The sequence below is a fragment of the Zestosphaera sp. genome, from assembly GCA_038843015.1.
Classification (GTDB): domain Archaea; phylum Thermoproteota; class Thermoprotei_A; order Sulfolobales; family NBVN01; genus Zestomicrobium.
Map to the genome: position 1 here is coordinate 50,060 of JAWBSH010000007.1, position 17,632 is coordinate 67,691.

Below are 17,632 nucleotides of genomic sequence, written 5' to 3' on the forward strand. Positions count from 1 at the left end.
CTTTCATATCTCTTCAGCTACTGGAAAGACGTGAAGAAGTCGTGTTGGGAGCAACTTGAATGCTTCTGCGTAGAGAGTTGAGGCTCTCTTACCATAAAATGCTGCGTTAAATAGTATCAGCGACTTATAATATTCCCAGTCATGCTCAAACTGCGTTTTATGTAGTCTTATAGCGTTGAGTTTAGCTTCTATGAAGCTAGTTATATTGTAGAAGGTGTTGGGCTTGGACGTGTTGTAGAGAGCTAAGTAATTAACTAGCCAAGGTTCTAGGCCAGGAGCTTCAGAACAGCTGAAATGAGGTAGTGGCGAGAAAATAATTGCCTCAGCTATTAAGAGACCTACGTTCCTGTGGTCCGGGTGAGCCTCGTAAGGACACCAAGGGTCAGGCGCGAAAACTATGTTAGGCTTCAAAGACCTCAACAAACATACTAGCTTATTCCTTAATTCATCGTTGTACGGCACCCTACCATCACCATATCCGAGCCATAAGACTTCCTTAACACCCAAAACATCAGACGCTTTAATCTGCTCTTCATACCTAGTCTCAGATAATTTCTGGGGAGACAAGCTCGGGTCTAGTGTCCCGAGAGACCCGTCAGAGACTACAACTAACTTAACGTCTTTACCTTTACTAACTAGAGATGCTAGCGTTCCCCCCACACTCAACTCACAGTCGTCTGGATGGGGAGAAACACACAAGACGTGCTCAACGTTGTCGAGCGCCTTGTTAAAAGCTGGGTCAATTACTTTCCTGACTAGCTCTCTATAGGCTTCAGCTTCAGGCAATTCAATTATTTCTCTCAATACTTCGTACAAACTTAAGCACCTAAAATAAACATGAATTAATTGTAATAAGGTTGACTCAACTTACTCGGAGACGAGGACAGGTTATTACGCGGGACTCAACAGCGCGGAATTAATTTTTAAGGTATTATTTTACCGTCTATTCTCACTTCCCTCAAACCATGTTTCTTGAGGACCCTATTTGCTTCGATTATTAACGCATCAACTTTCTTCTTTAAGTCATCATAAGTTGTTGATTCACCGTAAATCCTAATCTTAGGTTCCGTCCCTGACTTTCTTACGAGCAACCACGACTTGTCCGCATAGTTGACTCTTAAGCCATCCACTGTCAGTATTTCAGAGTCGGGAGTTCGCCACTCTAGCAACTTAGTTTTCAGGTTCTCGTATACTTCTTCTTTTAGTTCCTTAGGCACTTCTATAGAGACTCTCGCTTGAGGATAATCTGGAATATCTTTCAGTAAGACATCTATGTTAGAACTTCTCTCAATCATTAGCTTGACTAAGAAAGCTGCCTGATAAACACCATCTACCCAAGGCCCCCACCCTGGATCTATGAACTTCCAAGGCTCTGCCGTCATGACCGTGTCTGAGTATTCAAGTATGCCTGTGTGAGTTGCTCCCAACTTAGTTATGGCTAGCTTACCGCCAGCTGACTCAACAACGTCTCTTACGGCGTTGCCTACGTCAATAGATACTACTACAGTCCCCCTCTTCTCATTTAATATTTCTTTAGCCAGTAACGCGATTATCCTGTCCTGCTTTATGAAACCCTTAACAGGGCTTAAAACAGCTAGTCTGTCTCCGTCTCCGTCGTGAGCTAAGAACACATCAACTCCTAGTTCTCTAGCTATCGGGAGTAGAGGCTCTAGGATGTCTGGTCTTGGCTCAGGATGCCTTCCAGGGAATCTGCCGTCAACGTTAGAGTTGAGCGTGAATACGTGTGCGCCTAGCTCAGTAAGGATTCTAGGAGTTACTAGAGAAGCAGCACCATTAGCTGTATCTATGAGGACTCGAACTCTGCCCGCCTTGCTTCCAGCACCTAACCTACTCAGCAACGCCTCCACGTACTCCCCCACTACGTGTGTGGCGCTAGCATACACCCCAGTAGCGTTCCAGTCAACCAAAACCCACTTTTTACTAAGATATAATTCCTCAATCCTGAACTCATCTCCTTCTAGGATCTCCATCCCGGTACCGTAGAAAGCCTTGAGGCCGTTATCTTGAGGAGGGTTATGTGAGGCAGTTACGTAAATGCCTAGATCCCCCCTCAAGAACCTAGTACTCCAAGCTAAAACAGGTAGCGGGACTAAGCCTACATCAATGACGTCAGAACCTGAAGCTAGGAGTCCTGTTATTACAGAACTCTTTAAGACTGGCGTAGTTAAGCGTCCGTCACCCCCCACAACACTCTTACGTGTCTTAAAGTACGTTGCTATAGTTGCGCTGAGATATAGAAATATTTCAGGATTTACTTCTGTTAAGTACCTCCCTCTAACGCCAGCTGTCCCAAATAACTTCTTACTACTCACTAGTTTCCCCACCCAACTCCTCCGCTTGTGTGAAGTCTCTCAAATTAATTAGTTCGCGCGGCTTGAGTAAGGATACAGCAGCAACTCTCTTACCTCTTAAGACTTTAACAACTTTAATGAAAACTATCCAGTCAGGCTTTTCTAGGTTTACTGGTCTCTCAATATATTTAGCTATCTCTCTAATAGAATCTATAGAATGCATTATTACCTTCCTCCCCTCAGAGTCAATACTCATTAAGTGTCCTTGAAGAGTTATCCTAAAACTCTCGTTTTGAGGGATCTTAACGACCATATTCTTGATTACTTCGATAACCTCATCAAGATAGGGATTGACTACATAGTCTACAGGGATGACTCTAATTATTGGGGTTCCCCCACCCTTCAAGCTCTCTCTCAACTTATCAGCTACTTGATGAGGGTCTCCCTCAACAAAGTACAGCATTACTGACTGATAAGAAGTCAGGATTTTCCCCTCAATACCTAGTAATTGCCTTAACTGGTTTCTAGCCCACCTCCAGTTGTCAGGCCCTGGCTCATGAATAACTATTAAGTTAAACATCTAAACACCTCACTATCTCGTCCAACCTACTATGTAGCTCGAAATTAATAAGGAACTCAACTGTCTGTAAAGACACTTGTCTAAAAAGCATTTATTTAATCTGTTTATGTAAAGGTTATATATGTCGTAAACACTGTTTAAATGGGTTTAAATAGGATGTATGTAGCAGTATTTAATATAGTTCAGTATGATTGTCCAGTTGTGTGGTTAGTAGAGCACCTCAAAGACACTAAAATAATAGTTACTGGAGCGAACGTAGCTGAAATCTCTAGAGGTTATGAGAAGATATACGTGGTTTTACTAGGTGATAACGACTTAATCAATAAAGCTTTAGAAAAGATAGAGAGCTACAGACTCGTACGAAGCTATGAAGTAATACAGAAGAAGAGAGATTTTGTTAAGATACAGATGAACATAACAAAAACCAAGACTATGGAGACCAGCGTCTTCCTCGACGCAACGCCTCTAGCGCCTTGGATAGCTAAAGAAGGATATGAGAGATGGACTTTAGGATTCCACAGCAAGAAGTTACTTAACGAGTTCGTGAGCAGAGTAAACGAGTTCGATTATATAGAGAAGTCTAGAGTTGAGGAGATACCTGATGAGCTAGTTGCGGAATTTTCGATGAATTACCTGGCAGCACTAAGCTTGCTGACGATGGAGTTAAGCAAACTAACTAATAAGCAATTAAGTCTGTTGAGACTAGCGCTTGAGTCCGGGTATTATGAGTGGCCTAGAAAGACTAACATAGTCGAGCTTTCTGAAGAGTTAGGCATATCGCGAGCCGCAGTAACTAAGTTGTTGAGGCGTGCTGAAAAGAGAATAATATCTTCTACGCTGAAGTACTTAAGTAAGACAGCTGTTTAAGCGCAAATCGGTCTTAGCTCGCGTGCCGTGCCTTAAACATTTATAATCATTGTTTACCCGCGGTTAGATTACTCACGACAACATATTCTAGATGGGGTCTGAATTGGAAGTAGGTGTTGTAAGCGCTTATAGTCTGAAGTACGAGTTGAGGACATCTAAAGAAGTCTGGGACATGATTAAAGAAGTCACTGAAGGAGTATTAGGGAGAGTTGATAAAGGCATTAATAAAGAAGAGATAGACCTAGTTATAGTATCTAACTTCTCTGACAGGTTCGGCGGACTCTTACATACAGCACCCCTAGTTATCTCACACTTAGGTTTAAACAACACTAAAGGCTTTAGAGTAGAGAATGCTTGCGTGTCTGGGGGGACGGCCCTCTACCTAGCGTGGAACTTCCTCAGGAGCGGTTTAGCCAGGAACGCGTTGATAGTAGGTTTCGAGAAAATGAGTTACTTGCCATCAAGCACAGAGGTAAACGAGGTCTTGATGCTGGCGGGACACCCTGATGAGGTCTTAATAGGCTCGCCTTTCGTGTCTCTCTATGCTCTAATAGCTACTGCATACATGAATAAATACGGAGTTAAGGAGGAAGACCTAGCGCTAGTAGCTGTGAAAAACCATGAAAACGGTTTGAGAAACCCTCTTGCGGCTATGCAGAAGAAGATTAGTGTCGAAGACGTGATGAAGTCCCCCTATATTTCGTGGCCGTTAAAGCTTTACGACTCTTCACTAATAACCGACGGCGCTGCAGCCTTAATACTAAGTAGTGAGCCAAGAAAATACACTGACACGCCAGTAATGGTGAAATCAGTAGCTCTGCATCATGATCACCCAGGAGTCTTCCAGCGCGAAGACTTGACCGCTTTAAGAGCTGTCAAGAAAGCTGGTGAGGAAGCTTACAGGAGTGCTGACGTAACACTTAGAGACATAGACGTCATGGAGGTACATGACGCCTTCACCATAGCTGAAGTAATAGTCTACGAGATGCTCGGTCTTGCTGAGAGAGGTAAAGGTGCAGACCTCGTGAGAAACGGTGTTACGACATTCGACGGCGAGATACCAGTCAATCCTAGCGGGGGACTCAAGTCTAAAGGACACCCTATAGGAGCTACTGGCGTAGGCATGGTGGCCGAGATCTACTGGCAACTGAGAGGCGAGGCAGGACAAAGGCAGGTACCTGATGCCGAGATAGGTCTAGTAGAGAATCACGGGGGTACTGGAGCAACGTCTGTAGTAGCTATTTTCAGCAGGTGATTAAGATGGTCTGGAAGCTAATCACCTACACAGAACTGTATACTCCAGCACTACCTTATAAGTCTACCTACGCTATAGGCTTAGTAGAGAATGAGGAGGGAATCAGGAGAGTAGTCCGCATAGACAGGAAGTTCTTCGGGAAGCTCAAGATAGGCATGGTAGGGGAAGTCATCGAGTCTTGGAGTATCTTCGGCAACATACCTCTGTTCACTCCCTCAGGTATTGAGGTCAATGAAAAGAAAGTAGCTTTAGTCACTGGAGGTGCTAGAGGCATAGGAGCCGCCATATCGCTAGAACTCGCTAAATCAGGGTACCTGATAGCAGTAGCCGACATATCGCGCGACACTGAAGCAGAAAACACTATTAAGGCTATATCTGATGCCGGGTCTAAAGCACTGTTCGTTGAGATGGATGTTTCAAAGTATGAGTCGGTTGAAGAAGGGATCAAGAAGATAGTGAGTGAGTTCGGTAGAATTGACGTCTTAGTCAACAACGCTGGAATAACGAAAGACTCATACTTACAGAGAATAAGTCCTGAGATGTGGGACGCAGTAATAAAAGTGAACTTAACAGGCGCGTACAACTGCTCTAGAGCTGTCACGCCACACATGATTAAGAGTGGTGGAGGCGTCATAATTAATGTCTCATCTATAGTAGGGTTAGTAGGTAATATAGGGCAAGCAAACTACGCAGCTTCTAAATCAGGTTTAATAGGACTTACCTACACTCTAGCTAAGGAGCTAGCTCCATACGGGATAAGAGTAGTCGCGATAGCTCCAGGATTTGTCAAAACGCGAATGGCTCTAGCAGTGCCTACTCCAATACTGAGAGATTATTTGAGGAGGATACCTATACCGAGACTCATAGAACCGGAAGAAGTCGCTAAGTTAGTGAGGCACATCGTAGAAAATGAAGCGCTAAACGGTATCGTAATACCGATAGATCTGGGTACTACTATCTCAAGTCCTAAAGCCTAGGCAATAATTAAGTTTCTATTGCTAAGTTAGGTTTTCAGAATCAACCAAAAGGTTTTTATTCTAAGTACTTAGTTTATTGATTGAGCGTGTCTATTGTGTCGTTCCTGAAAACTCATAAAATTAGGCTTAGCGAGGGTTTTGAAATCAACTTGAGGTACTTAAGCAGAGAGAGCAATAAAGCCGTAGTCTTAATCCACGGTAACCTCTCATCATCATTGATTTGGGAAGACATCATCCAGAAAATACCCGAAGACTTTGACGTAGTTGCTCCAGACCTGAGAGGTTTCGGAGATAGTGGGAGGAGACCCGTAGACGCTACTAGAGGTCTAAGAGACTTCTCAGACGACATACTAGAGTTGCTAGTGAGTCTCAAGTATGACTACTACGTGTTAGTAGGACACAGTATGGGGGGAGGTATCGCGTTACAAGCACTCATAGATTCTCGTAATAAAGTCAAGATAAAGAAAGTAGTACTAGTAGATCCTTTATCGCCGTACGGCTACGGCGGCACTAAAGACGCATACGGCACGCCATGCTACAGCGATTATTCAGGGTCTGGCGCAGGTCTCGTAGCTAAGTATAATCCAGAATTCGTTAGACTACTTAAAGCTAAATACACTGGAATTGACCACCCATCAGCACCAGCTAACGCCGTCAGAGCTTACTTTGCTGATGATTACGTGATTGGTGAGACACTAATGAGTAAGCTCTTAGCAATGCTGTTCAGCACTGAAGTTAGTGAAGATAACTATCCTGGAGACTACGTAGAGAGTCCTAACTGGCCTTATATAGCGCCGGGGAGTAGGGGAGTACTCAACGCGATGAGTCCTAAATACCTTAATCTAAGAGAAGCACTAAACATTGCTGAGAAGCCGCCGATACTCTGGATTCACGGAAGCAAGGATATCATAATATCTGACATGTCTTTACTTGATGTAGCAGTACTGGGACTCATGGGATACATACCAGGGTACCCAGGTCAAGAAAAGTTCCCACCGCAACCTATGGTAAGTCAGATAAGAAACTTCCTAGAAGAGTACGTTGTGAGAGGCGGGGCCTACGAGAAACTGATAATTGAGGGAGCTGGACACACGCCATTCATAGAAAGACCTGAAGAATTCACGAAAAAGCTCACTGATTTTCTCTATGAGTAACTCAAACACATAAAACCTGAAGATCTTTATTACTATAACTTAATCACTGATCGTACAATACCATGTACTTACTTACTTTACCTTTCTCCCTAATAGTATCGAGAGCTTCTGCAGCTAGCATGAATGCCTTCCTAGGTATTTTAGAAACTCCAACACCAACTTTGATAGAGTCAACACTACCCAGAACTTCTAATACCTCTTGCATGCTGTCTTCATCGCATATTGAGACTATGTTGTCGCCACCCAAATACTGCACTATAGCTATGTCTCTCAACTCTCTCACGTAGTGAGCTATAACGTTCAAGATTTCTGAGTATGTTCTGTAAATTCCTAAAGACCTGGTCCTCTTCGTGAAGTCATTAAGGTCTGCGTGCGCGACTACTAACGGTTCAGGCAAGCAACTCACGTCATCCCGGTAATTCTCGTTGTTTAGGTCCATTTTAAGAAGGTCTTTAATTCTTTTACAAGCAACTAAAGTGTTTATCGGTGTTGGAGAGTAGTTTAGTAGGGTCTTTTTTAAGTTCTCATTAAATTCTCTCACGCCGACGTCGTAAGGCAGTAGTATTATTTGGTAGTCATATCTTAGCGGGAGTGCTATGCCGCCGTAACTAGACACAAACGACTGAATGACTTGGTAAACCTTAGACTGAGTGAGTTGAATAAACCACTCTCTATCTTTACCTAAAGACTCAGTCCACTCTCTATACTTAACGAATTCCACGAAAACAGCTAAGACCATCGTATCACGCTATCAGCTACTCTATAAAGGATGTCGCGCCAGACGATTCACTCTCCCTTAATCTCTTCAGCCTCACACACATTTTGACAGCTGCTTCAACAGCTCTCCTAGCGTAATCCTCGACTCTCTCGAGAGCCTGCATTCTAGTAGCTCCAGGGCCTATTATGCCTAAAGTGACTGGCTTCCCGTACTCGATACTTAAATCAAGGATCTTCCTAGAAGACTGCTGAGCCACCACCTCATCATGTTTAGTTTCCCCCTGAATAATAGCACCTAAAGTGACTACCGCGTCTACTTCATTCTTCTTAAGCAACTCCTTCACCGCTAGCGGTATCTCGAAAGATCCGGGGACCTTAACTACGTAACCTACTTGAGCACCGAGAAACTCTGCATGCTCAAGAGCCTTCTGAAGCATCAAGTAAGTTACGTCATAATTAAACTCAGCTACAACTATAGCTAGCCTCACCACCCTCGACACACCCCCTAAACAAAACGTGAAGCGCCTTTATATTCTAATTAAGAAAGAACCTCAACTTAAACGCAAATAAACTCAATAACATAATATTAAGTAGGTGAGGATACTGACTCAACGCCTGATAACCTTAGCGCACGGTGCTGGAGCCGCAGAGACTTGGGGGCTTATTAAAGAGTTAATTGTTAATAAGGTACCTGAGAAATTAAAGAAAGCTGCAGGCGGTTACGGACTAGACGTTTTAGACGACTCAGCAACCCTTAGATTAAACGAGGATCTACACATAGTAATCACTACAGACTCTTACACGGTAAGCCCCTATAAGTTTCCCGGCGGCAATATAGGGTCTCTAGTAGTGCACGGGGTAATCAATGATTTAGTAGTTTCTGGGGCTAGACCAGTCGCTTTCATGGACACTATAGTCGTGGAGGAAGGTTTCCCCGAAACTGAGTTAAGTGATGTAATCAACTCTCTAATCTCGGCTCTTATTGAGAACGACGTGTCACTGATCGGCGGAGACTTTAAAGTCATGCCTAAAGGAACGCTAGATAAGATATTGATAACTGGAGTAGGCATTGGACTTAGTAAGAAGCCCATACCAGACAACGAATTACGTGCGGGTGACAAGATAATAGTCACTGGCTACGTAGCAGAGCACGGCGCAACCATACTAGCAGCTCAGCTAGGCTTACTAGACAAAGTTAAGAGGCTCAGAAGCGATACTAAGTCTCTAGCTAAGACAGTTCTTAAAGTTATAGAAGACTTCAGAGACTACATACACGCGGCAAGAGACCCGACGAGAGGAGGTCTAGCGTCTGTACTTAATGAGTGGGCACGCTCGAACAACCTAACGATAAGAATATATAAGGACAAGATACCTGTGAGAGACGAAGTAAGAGACTTTCTCGAGGCTATGGGCGTCGACTACCTTTCTATGGCTTCTGAAGGCATAGCACTCCTAGCAGTAGATAATAATAAAGCTTCTGAGATTCTTGAGAAGCTGAAGGAAGTAGGTGAGGAAAACTCCGAGATAATAGGTGAAGTCATAGAACCTACTAGCGACTTCCTCAGAGGCAGAGTCATCGGCGTGACAGAAGTTGGTGGTAAGGTATTAATAGAGCCTAAATCAATTAACTTACCGAGGATATGCTAAGGTGTCGCTAGATGTGCTTAGGAGTGCCTGCTAAAATTTTGAGGAAATGGGTTGAGGGAGCTATGACATACGCTGAGGTAGATTTAGGAGGTATTACTAAAGAAGTCATCATAGCTACTGATGAGGAGATAAGAGAGGGAGACTACGTTATAGTTCATGCAGGTATCGTGATCTCTAAAATAAGTGAGAATGAACTTGAAGAGACTCTCAGGCTCTACAGAGAGTTAAGTCTTGAAAGTGTTTAGCTAAGTCTGACTTCTACACGCGATTCTTAAAAGTGTGATCTGAGAAGACCTCCATCTATGGGTATTGAAGCCCCATGTATGTATGAGGCGTGCCTACTCGCTAGGAAAGCCACGAGCCACCCCACCTCTTCAGGCTTCCCAATCCTTCTAAGAGGTATTTGCTGAACGAATTCTCTATAAACGACCTCATATGATTTACCCTCTCTAGAGGCTCTAGTCTCTAATATATTCCTGACACGATCTGTTTCTATGTAGCCAGGCATTATCGCGTTAACTCTAATACCTTCAGGACCTAACTCTCTCACTAAAGTCTTCATCAACCCATGAATACCAACCCTCAAAACATTAGATAACGTGAGGTAAGGGTCAGGCTCTCTTACAGCAGTTCCGGTTAAAAAGATTATAGATGGATTAGCAGAGTTTCTCAAATACGTGAGTGCTTTACGGACTATCCACACAGCGTTGAGTATTAATAATCTTGTACCGACTTCCCAATCCTCATCCCTCAAGTCTCTAAACATTCCCGGCTTGGGAGGCCCAGTTATGTAGACCAGAGTGTCGATTCCGCCCATATAGCTAGCAGCTTCATCAACTAGCCTCTCCACGTCAGTCTTTAGAGTCAAGTCAGCTACAACCCCGTAAACTCTGTCTCCAAACCTCCCCCTTAACTCACCAACTACACTCTCGACTCTAGTCTTTTCCCTGCCATTAATCACTACCACAGCGCCGTTCTCTAATAGTACTTCAGCGACTCCCTTACCAATACCTTTCGTTGAGGCCGTCACGAGAACCTTAAGACCTTCGACTAATTTCCACAATTCTTACACCACCTCTTAATACATAGATCACGTTTTTATAATATAGTTCCTTAATTTAATTGAGGACTGAGCCGGGGATGAAATGCTAGTGAAGTACAGTATGGGATTCCCTATAGGCGACACTCATTACAGGAGGAGACCTAAAGCCACCCTAGGTTTAATATTAGTTAATGTGTTAGTATACCTGCTCACATCATATGATAACTTCTTCATAAGCGTGAGTAACTACTGGGTTAGTAGTGGAGGCTTTGTTCCAGCGCTCTTTGAAGACCCTACGCAAGTGTACAGAGTGCTGACTTCTATGTTTTTACATGGAGACATATTCCACATATTCTTTAACATGTATTTCCTGTATATATTTGGGAGAGCTGTTGAAGATGTTTTAGGGAGTTCTAGGTATTTAGTGCTGTACTTCATTTCAGGCGTCTCAGCAACACTATTTCACGTGACTTTCAGCTTCTTAGGAGGTCTTTCATCATATGCTATACCGGCTATAGGAGCTTCAGGAGCTATAAGCGGTGTCTTAGGAGCTTACCTAATCTTCTATCCAGGAACTTCACTAACTGCTTGCTGGATTTTCTTTGTGTTCCCGATGTGTTTCTCTTTGAAAGCCTCACTCTACCTCATTCTCTGGTTCGTCACTCAAGTTATTTACGGTTATGCTAAAATTGCTGGTAGTGTGGCAGTATTTGCTCATGCCGGAGGGTTTCTAGCAGGTATAGCTATCCTCCCAGTAATAGTAGATCGCTCAAGACTTAAAGAACTGAAGTTCATAGAGTACATAAGGTCACTACCTTACTTAATATTCACGTACCCTGAAAAACGAGGACTCAGCAAGACTTCTAAAACAGTCTTGTCGTTAGTTATTGCGTCAATAATTGTTGGGGGAGCTTTCATATTGAGTGCTCTCCCCGATATAGGTAGCGTGAAAGTCGTGAACATACAGTACACGTACGACGGAACCCCGTATCGTGATTATGTAATTGTTCAGCTACCTAACGTGCAGAACTATATAGCTGAGACTCCTCTAGACACCACCAGAATACTGCTCAGCAGGCTTAACGCAGTCAACCTAATATATAACAAGAACTCCCCAAACGAGGACGTGAGGCTAGAGAATCAGTCTTACGTGATTACCTTAAGGGTCGGAAACGTACGCCGTGAAGTCAACTTACTAATCAGGTACTTCAACGGCTACTATGATTCTGAAGGCTTCCTAGCTTACGGTGATGGCGAAATAGAAACGCAAATCCTAGTAGTTAGCGGTGCTCAAGTGTACGTAATAGACAACGTGATATATCAGTTTACGATAAACTCTAAGACAACGAACTTAAGTAGAGTAACTCAAAACGTAGGACTCTCGTCAATAATAATAGCTTCAGGAGCTCTCGTCGTAGTACTCGGTAAAGACAAAGAATTAGCTCTAGTAGGTGAGTAAGTTGACGAGAATCTTACTAATATCTGACATTCACGCAAATCACGACTCACTAAGGTCTATCCTAGAAAACGCTAGAGGTTACGATGAGGTAGTAGTGCTGGGCGACTTAGTTGATTACGGACCTGACCCAGACCTAGTATTAGATGAGGTTAGAACTACAGGTGCTAAAATAATAAAAGGAAATCACGATGAAGCCGTGGGCAAGAACATAGACTGTAGGTGCGGGCACGAACTTCACGATGCAAGCGAGTATACTAGAAACAATATATCCATGAGGAAGCTGACAGATAACGACAGGAAATTCTTAAGTGATTTGCCAGAAGTTCTCAGGATCGACGTACTCGGTCTCCCAATAATACTCGTGCACGGAACTCTGCAACAACCACTTTACGGATACTTACATCCGTGGCTAAGTAACGAGGAGATATGTTGGTCTCTCCAAGAAAGAAAGACCTACAGATTAAGCATGAGCGGGAGAGAGTGTGAGCTGACAGAATCAGTATTTGTTGTGGGACACACTCACCACCAATTCCTGCGGAGAGTTAAGAGAGCAACCGTGATCAACCCGGGGAGTGCCGGACAGCCTAGAGACGGGGATGCCAGAGCTTCTTACGCGATTTACGACACCACAAATAACAGCATAACATTCTATAGGGTCAAGTATGATGTCGAGAATGTCTTAAGAAAGCTTCGAGAGTTAATCAAAGATCAGAATATTTACGAGAAGTTAGCTAGTGTGTTGAGGAAGGCCTCATTATAAGCAAGTTAAGCAGTAGCTAATCATAAAGTACTCACAGTACCTAGTTTTCATGAATGCTCGTATGACGGGAAATAAACTGTCACTAACTCACAGTCATAGACTCCGCCTACTCTGAGCAAAGCTGATTCAGTTTTTTAAAGCTAGTTTTTAGTTGAAGGTAGGGAGGGTTTTGAGAAGCGCTAGAGAGCTGCACCCTACTGACCTCGTTCTGATGATGATTGCGTGGGTAAGCATATCATCTGCTTCAGTTTTAGTTATTCTCTCAGGTACTACAGCTCTAGTTTGTGCTTTCTGGAGAGTCTTTATGAGTTCTATACTCATACTCTTTTATAAAGCTCTCGCAGAATCGATGAGACATCCTAGAGTGAACCCAGCCGACTTCTCAGTATATTTGAGGTCTGTTGTAGCGGGTGTTCTATTAGGGCTTCATTTCTTGACTTGGATGGAATCCCTTTTTCTAATACCTGTAGCGCTCTCTACGACTGTAGTCGTCACATACCCTTTAATAAACGCGTTCTTCGAGGGAATCGCTCACAAGACCTTGAGAAGAATAGAGATTTTAGGGCTTGCTCTGGCTTTCTCAGGAGTAGTTATGGCTACTAAACCTCAGCTGGGTAGTGAGGCTGGAGTATCAGGAGTTTCTCTGGCCTTCATAGGTTCATTGTGTGCGGCAGGTTACTTCTACTTAGGTAGGTCATCTAGGAAGGCTGGCATGTCTTTAACGAACTACACTATCGTCGCGTACACGTCAGCTTCATTAACTCTCCTCATTTACGCTCTAGTATCTAAGTCAACCCTGTTACCAGCGTCTACAACTTCATGGGCTTACGTGACCCTACTAGCTCTTATACCTATGCTGGGAGGACACACAGTCATCAACTACTTACTGAAAAGAATGAAGTCTTACGTAGTTACCTCAATAGCTTTAGGAGAGCCTCCAGGAGCTACGTTACTAGCAGCGCTTATATTAGGCCAGCAAATACAGGCAGAAACTATATTAGGTATGGCATTAGCTTTAGTAGGTATCTTAATAACTGTTTATGGGTCCTTAGAAAAACTCTAAGCGTAACACACATAAATACATTACCCAATTCTTATACATAGCGAAGCACGTAATAAGGTTAGCGAGGACAAAGATAGATGAGGAAGAGTTACGCGAAGATCTTGATGAGTTTAGAAGCATTTTTCGGAGGCTTCTACGTAGCCGTGACTAGAGGTCTTTTTGTACCAATGCTTACTTACTCAGGATACACCCTCAACATGATGTCTTACGTCACTTTCTTCGCCGCATTAATGAACGTTATTTTATCGTACTTGATTTACAATTACCCAGGTTTTCTAGCTAGGAACATAAAAATAAAGTTGTTGTTAGTTCACGGGCTTGAGAGGTTATTATTCGCTACGTTGCCCTTCCTTATAGGCACCCCAGACTTACTAATAGTAGTTTATGGGATAGCCCTGACCATAACTATACCTGTAGGTGTCCTACTCAACGTTGCATTACTTAACGTTTTTGTACAGGAAGAGTTCGTAGAAATAAATGTCTTAAGAGCTGCTTTAGGAGCTGCGTCCTCACTCCTAGGATCTATTTACTCAATATTCATGACAGCGCTCATAGAAGCGCCAACGTCATATTACGTGGCCTACACATCCTCCTCCGTAGTAGGTTTGCTCGCCACGGCCGTCCTAATCTATTATGACGTGCCTGAAGACTTCAGAACACTAAGAAAAATCGAGATGAGAGAAGAGGTTGAAGTGAAGAAAACAAATACTTTCTTGATGTTGATTTTGATGATGAGTGGGGGTAACTTAGTAGGTCTTGCGTGGCCTCAGCTCCTTAAGTCAATGAATTCACCGCTCTACATAGCTATAGCTCTCAACTTGGCAGGGAATCTTGGAGGTATAGTGGGTCCCTACTTATGGAAAGGTTATAGAGCTTATGTCTTAGCAATAGCTACGAACGTCGCTTTTACCTCAGCAATACCTTTTCTTAGTAACCCCTTAATTCACGTGTTAGTTTCTGCTGTTCTATCAGCGACCTTCATAGGAGCTAACTTGATAGCTTCTGCGATATATTCTAAATACGTTGAGTCATTAGGGATAATCAAAGCATCTACTTTCCTGACTTCGTCTAGTGCTGTCGGGTTGCTGATGGCGTCAGTTCTTGGCAGATACTTACCTGACGTGCCGATACTAGTGTTCAGCGTTGCTACACTCCTTAAACTCCTTGCGTTATTCGTGTGCGTGCTAGCAATCCCAGAAACAGCAATAGTGCCGCCGAGGACAGCATACGGCTACGGAAAACTTGTCTATTCTATAAGTATAATAGGCTACACCTTCACAGTAGAAACCTCTAAGAGGGTGTTTAGGCTCTTCATTCAGTTAGTAGCTTTAACACTACTCTTAACTTTAATATTGTTATTGTATGAATTAATCACGATACTCTCAACAGTGTAGGTGAGTTGCGGTGGAGATAACTGATATTCTATATGAGGTCTTGAGAAGTACCGTCAGGCTAATTCCTTATTTGGTGATAGCTGTAGGTATTGCGTTGCTTTCTATCCTCCTAGCTAAGCTAATAAATAAAGTGATTAGGTGGATCGTGAGGGTAGGCAATCTTGAGGATCTTGTTAAGGAAGTAATTCCAGGCGGCTTAAGATTTTCTGTAGCTACGATAACTATAATGATAGCTGATATGGGTATAGCTCTCCTAGCTATAACTATGATAATCAGAGTACTCGCTTTAGCAACTTCCGACACTTACGTGGAGCTAGTGACTTACGTCACTCGAGTAGTGAGTGTCGTGATAATGTTGCTAGTTCTGATGGTGGCTTTAGATATCCTTAGCAAGACTGTAGTCTTTGAGAAGAAGGTCGAGAGCCTCTTATTCATACTCTTGTTCTTCTTTGGTCTGTCAATGATAATAGACTTGACTGGTTTGAGTCCCGAGATGAAGTCTTCACTAGGTTGGGGTGTAGCTATAGGTGTAGGGCTGTCTCTAGGGATATTCACACTTTGGCTTCTTTTCAGCGACATGCTAGAAAAAAGATGTTCTCAAGCACGGTAATTAAGTAAGGACTATGCTTGGCTCTCTTAGTTGCCTAGGTTGTTTTAGACGCCTTAATACCTAGAGTCTGTGAGCTAATGAGTCGTGGGTAGGGTCGAGACTGATTGAAGAGTCCTTTTCCAGTAAGTAAGGACGACGCAAGTAGTGGGCGTAAGCAACTACTTAATCAAGTCTTCAGGAACTTAAGATAATTAATCCCCACTCCGCATTAGCTCGTTAAGCAATGACACTAAATTATCAGATTCTTTAAGTAGTCTCTGAGTAATTAATCCTTCCCTCAAAGCCAAGACTACAACACTTAATTTTAACACCTTCATGAATCTATAGTCTTCAAGTCTCACGATACCTAGTCTGTTCAGGAGGGAAGCTAAGGCTAGCGTGTGCTTACATATGACGTACCTACTCGATATAGGTAATGGCTTCATCTCACTAAAATTAGCTTCTAAAGCTCTAGCTATACTCACTAACGTGTTATCTGCCTTAGCTGAGGTCATTAAAGCGTCTTCACACGTGCACTTGATGCCGTAAGGTCCTACTTGAGTCACGTAGAAGTCTCTAGGGTATACTGGTATTCTGATTAAGCCTGTCTGAGTCTTCACAGACACGAATTTCTTAACGTCTTCCGTGCTAGTAGCTATGAAGGCTAGTGCGTGCTCGTTCTTGATTATCAAAGCTTTAAGTCTCTCAGTGCCTAGGAGTTCTGACGCGCTCTTAAGTCTCTTACTCAGAGAACTCGTTAATCCTTCTAAGCCTGCTTCTCTCGACATATTTATTAATACTTCCCCCAGTCTTTCTAGACTACTCCTCCATTCAGTAATTGAGACCTCGAGATTCTCACTCAATTAGTTACCCATAAAATATCTTTAAAGACACAATATTAACTTTGGTATTGAGAGATGAGTGGTGGAATACCTAGTAAGAGGAGGTCTCTAGGCAATACGGGCGAGACCATCTCGGCGATTGCTCTAGGAACTTGGGGTATAAGAAACGAGAATAACGCATTCACTACCCTAGTAAGAGGTGTTGAGTTAGGTCTAGACACTATAGACACTGCAGAAATGTATAACTCCGGCAAAGCCGAGGAGTTAGTAGGCAAGGTTGTTAAGCAGGTTGGTAGAGACTCTGTTTTCATAATAACTAAGATGCTGCCAGACAGGCTGAAGACTAGACACGACGTAATCAAGTACGGTAGAGCTGCACTGAGGAGACTAGCAGTCAATGAAGTCGACCTATACTTAATTCACTGGCCTAATCCAACATTAAGTATTCAGGAACAAGTCAAAAACTTTGAGTCGTTGATTGATGAAGGACTCACCAGATATATAGGAGTAAGCAACTTCAACGACGTAGAGCTAGTAGAAGCTATAAACTCAACTAAGAAGTCAGACATAGTACTCAACCAAGTACACTACAGTGTGTTGAGGAGAGAGATAGAAGAATCACTACTTCCTACAGCACTCAAATACCAGGTAACTATTCAAGCATATACACCCCTAGAGAGGGGTGAGGTCCTGAAACACTCCAAACTAGCCGAAATATCGTTAAAAATAAACAAGCCTGTAGTTCAGATAGCCTTGAATTACGTAATACGCGAACCCTACTTAGCCGCCGTCGTCAAAACAGAGAATACTAAACACCTCGAAGAAATAGCTCAAACACTAGAGTGGAACCTGACTCCAGAACTAATAGAGCTCCTCAAGAAATTATAGTTAAAGTCTCTCAAGCTTCAGAGACCTGCTCAGCTCTCGAGGAATAGAGGAAGCGACGAAGTACTTAGTGAGTTAGACTCGCCTCA

General features: G+C 43.1%; 19 protein-coding genes. 12 read left to right on the forward strand and 7 right to left on the reverse strand.

Features of this window, described 5'->3' with window-relative positions; all coding sequences use genetic code 11:
• Positions 1-3: 3 nt before the first annotated feature.
• The 3 genes from QXL29_06060 to QXL29_06070 form a co-directional block, all read right to left on the reverse strand.
• On the reverse strand, positions 4-816 hold the full coding sequence (locus tag QXL29_06060) for a PIG-L deacetylase family protein (protein ID MEM2284156.1): 813 nt from the start codon (positions 814-816) through the stop codon (positions 4-6).
• 107 nt (positions 817-923) lie between these two features.
• On the reverse strand, positions 924-2,333 hold the full coding sequence (locus QXL29_06065) for a phosphoglucomutase (GenBank protein MEM2284157.1): 1,410 nt from the start codon (positions 2,331-2,333) through the stop codon (positions 924-926).
• Positions 2,326-2,892: a THUMP domain-containing protein gene (locus QXL29_06070; GenBank protein ID MEM2284158.1), complete on the reverse strand. Its 567-nt coding sequence runs from the start codon at positions 2,890-2,892 to the stop codon at positions 2,326-2,328. Before QXL29_06070 ends, QXL29_06065 begins: the two co-directional genes overlap by 8 nt.
• Before the next feature lie 141 nt (positions 2,893-3,033).
• Between QXL29_06070 and QXL29_06075 the strand changes: the two genes are divergently transcribed.
• The 4 genes from QXL29_06075 to QXL29_06090 all read left to right on the forward strand — a co-directional run bounded on the left by QXL29_06075 (position 3,034) and on the right by QXL29_06090 (position 7,145).
• Entirely contained in the window at positions 3,034-3,759 is a 726-nt protein-coding gene (locus QXL29_06075) for a helix-turn-helix domain-containing protein (GenBank protein MEM2284159.1), read from the forward strand.
• Between the two features lie 103 nt (positions 3,760-3,862).
• Positions 3,863-5,014: a thiolase family protein gene (locus tag QXL29_06080; GenBank protein MEM2284160.1), complete on the forward strand. Its 1,152-nt coding sequence runs from the start codon at positions 3,863-3,865 to the stop codon at positions 5,012-5,014.
• Positions 5,015-5,019: 5 nt separating this feature from the next.
• Entirely contained in the window at positions 5,020-5,991 is a 972-nt protein-coding gene (gene fabG, locus QXL29_06085; protein MEM2284161.1) for a 3-oxoacyl-ACP reductase FabG, read from the forward strand.
• A gap of 86 nt (positions 5,992-6,077) precedes the next feature.
• Positions 6,078-7,145, forward strand: a complete 1,068-nt coding sequence (locus QXL29_06090) for an alpha/beta hydrolase (protein ID MEM2284162.1) — start codon at positions 6,078-6,080, stop codon at positions 7,143-7,145.
• Between the two features lie 43 nt (positions 7,146-7,188).
• Here the strand turns inward: QXL29_06090 and QXL29_06095 are convergent, their stop codons facing one another.
• Entirely contained in the window at positions 7,189-7,884 is a 696-nt protein-coding gene (locus QXL29_06095) for a GTP cyclohydrolase IIa (GenBank protein MEM2284163.1), read from the reverse strand.
• Positions 7,885-7,900: 16 nt separating this feature from the next.
• Positions 7,901-8,353, reverse strand: coding sequence for a 6,7-dimethyl-8-ribityllumazine synthase (gene ribH / locus QXL29_06100; GenBank protein MEM2284164.1), 453 nt, complete (start codon positions 8,351-8,353; stop codon positions 7,901-7,903).
• 103 nt (positions 8,354-8,456) lie between these two features.
• Here ribH and hypE point away from each other — a divergent pair, with 103 nt between their 5' ends.
• Both hypE and QXL29_06110 read left to right on the forward strand, forming a co-directional pair.
• Complete coding sequence (gene hypE / locus QXL29_06105) at positions 8,457-9,509, forward strand: hydrogenase expression/formation protein HypE (protein ID MEM2284165.1); 1,053 nt, start codon at positions 8,457-8,459, stop codon at positions 9,507-9,509.
• A gap of 11 nt (positions 9,510-9,520) precedes the next feature.
• Positions 9,521-9,754 carry a HypC/HybG/HupF family hydrogenase formation chaperone gene (locus tag QXL29_06110; GenBank protein ID MEM2284166.1) on the forward strand — a complete coding sequence of 78 codons (234 nt, stop codon included), beginning with the start codon at positions 9,521-9,523 and terminating at the stop codon, positions 9,752-9,754.
• A 26-nt stretch (positions 9,755-9,780) separates the two neighbouring features.
• Here the strand turns inward: QXL29_06110 and QXL29_06115 are convergent, their stop codons facing one another.
• On the reverse strand, positions 9,781-10,572 hold the full coding sequence (locus tag QXL29_06115; GenBank protein ID MEM2284167.1) for an SDR family oxidoreductase: 792 nt from the start codon (positions 10,570-10,572) through the stop codon (positions 9,781-9,783).
• Between the two features lie 88 nt (positions 10,573-10,660).
• On the opposite strand from QXL29_06115, the gene QXL29_06120 reads away from it, so the two are divergent.
• From QXL29_06120 to QXL29_06140, 5 genes are all read left to right on the forward strand, one after another.
• Positions 10,661-12,010, forward strand: a complete 1,350-nt coding sequence (locus QXL29_06120) for a rhomboid family intramembrane serine protease (GenBank protein MEM2284168.1) — start codon at positions 10,661-10,663, stop codon at positions 12,008-12,010.
• Position 12,011: 1 nt separating this feature from the next.
• Positions 12,012-12,770, forward strand: coding sequence for a metallophosphoesterase family protein (locus QXL29_06125; protein ID MEM2284169.1), 759 nt, complete (start codon positions 12,012-12,014; stop codon positions 12,768-12,770).
• A 151-nt stretch (positions 12,771-12,921) separates the two neighbouring features.
• Entirely contained in the window at positions 12,922-13,833 is a 912-nt protein-coding gene (locus tag QXL29_06130; protein ID MEM2284170.1) for a DMT family transporter, read from the forward strand.
• Between the two features lie 77 nt (positions 13,834-13,910).
• The gene (locus QXL29_06135; protein ID MEM2284171.1) at positions 13,911-15,227 is read left to right on the forward strand and encodes a hypothetical protein; all 1,317 of its coding nucleotides are present in this window, start codon (positions 13,911-13,913) and stop codon (positions 15,225-15,227) included.
• A gap of 10 nt (positions 15,228-15,237) precedes the next feature.
• Positions 15,238-15,837 (forward strand): hypothetical protein, encoded by a 600-nt coding sequence (locus tag QXL29_06140; GenBank protein ID MEM2284172.1) that lies wholly within the window; start codon positions 15,238-15,240, stop codon positions 15,835-15,837.
• A 191-nt stretch (positions 15,838-16,028) separates the two neighbouring features.
• On the opposite strand, the gene QXL29_06145 is transcribed toward QXL29_06140, so the two are convergent.
• Positions 16,029-16,679, reverse strand: a complete 651-nt coding sequence (locus QXL29_06145) for a hypothetical protein (protein ID MEM2284173.1) — start codon at positions 16,677-16,679, stop codon at positions 16,029-16,031.
• A 54-nt stretch (positions 16,680-16,733) separates the two neighbouring features.
• Here QXL29_06145 and QXL29_06150 point away from each other — a divergent pair, with 54 nt between their 5' ends.
• Positions 16,734-17,546, forward strand: a complete 813-nt coding sequence (locus tag QXL29_06150; protein MEM2284174.1) for an aldo/keto reductase — start codon at positions 16,734-16,736, stop codon at positions 17,544-17,546.
• Positions 17,547-17,632: the final 86 nt, after the last annotated feature.

Coding starts and splice junctions, on each gene's coding strand:
- QXL29_06070 (MEM2284158.1), bottom strand. CDS start 2,892: ATGTTTAACTTAATAGTTATTCATGAGCCAGGGCCTGACAACTGGAGG.
- QXL29_06075 (MEM2284159.1), top strand. CDS start 3,034: ATGGGTTTAAATAGGATGTATGTAGCAGTATTTAATATAGTTCAGTAT.
- fabG (MEM2284161.1), top strand. CDS start 5,020: ATGGTCTGGAAGCTAATCACCTACACAGAACTGTATACTCCAGCACTA.
- QXL29_06095 (MEM2284163.1), bottom strand. CDS start 7,884: ATGGTCTTAGCTGTTTTCGTGGAATTCGTTAAGTATAGAGAGTGGACT.
- QXL29_06110 (MEM2284166.1), top strand. CDS start 9,521: ATGTGCTTAGGAGTGCCTGCTAAAATTTTGAGGAAATGGGTTGAGGGA.
- QXL29_06135 (MEM2284171.1), top strand. CDS start 13,911: ATGAGGAAGAGTTACGCGAAGATCTTGATGAGTTTAGAAGCATTTTTC.
- QXL29_06150 (MEM2284174.1), top strand. CDS start 16,734: ATGAGTGGTGGAATACCTAGTAAGAGGAGGTCTCTAGGCAATACGGGC.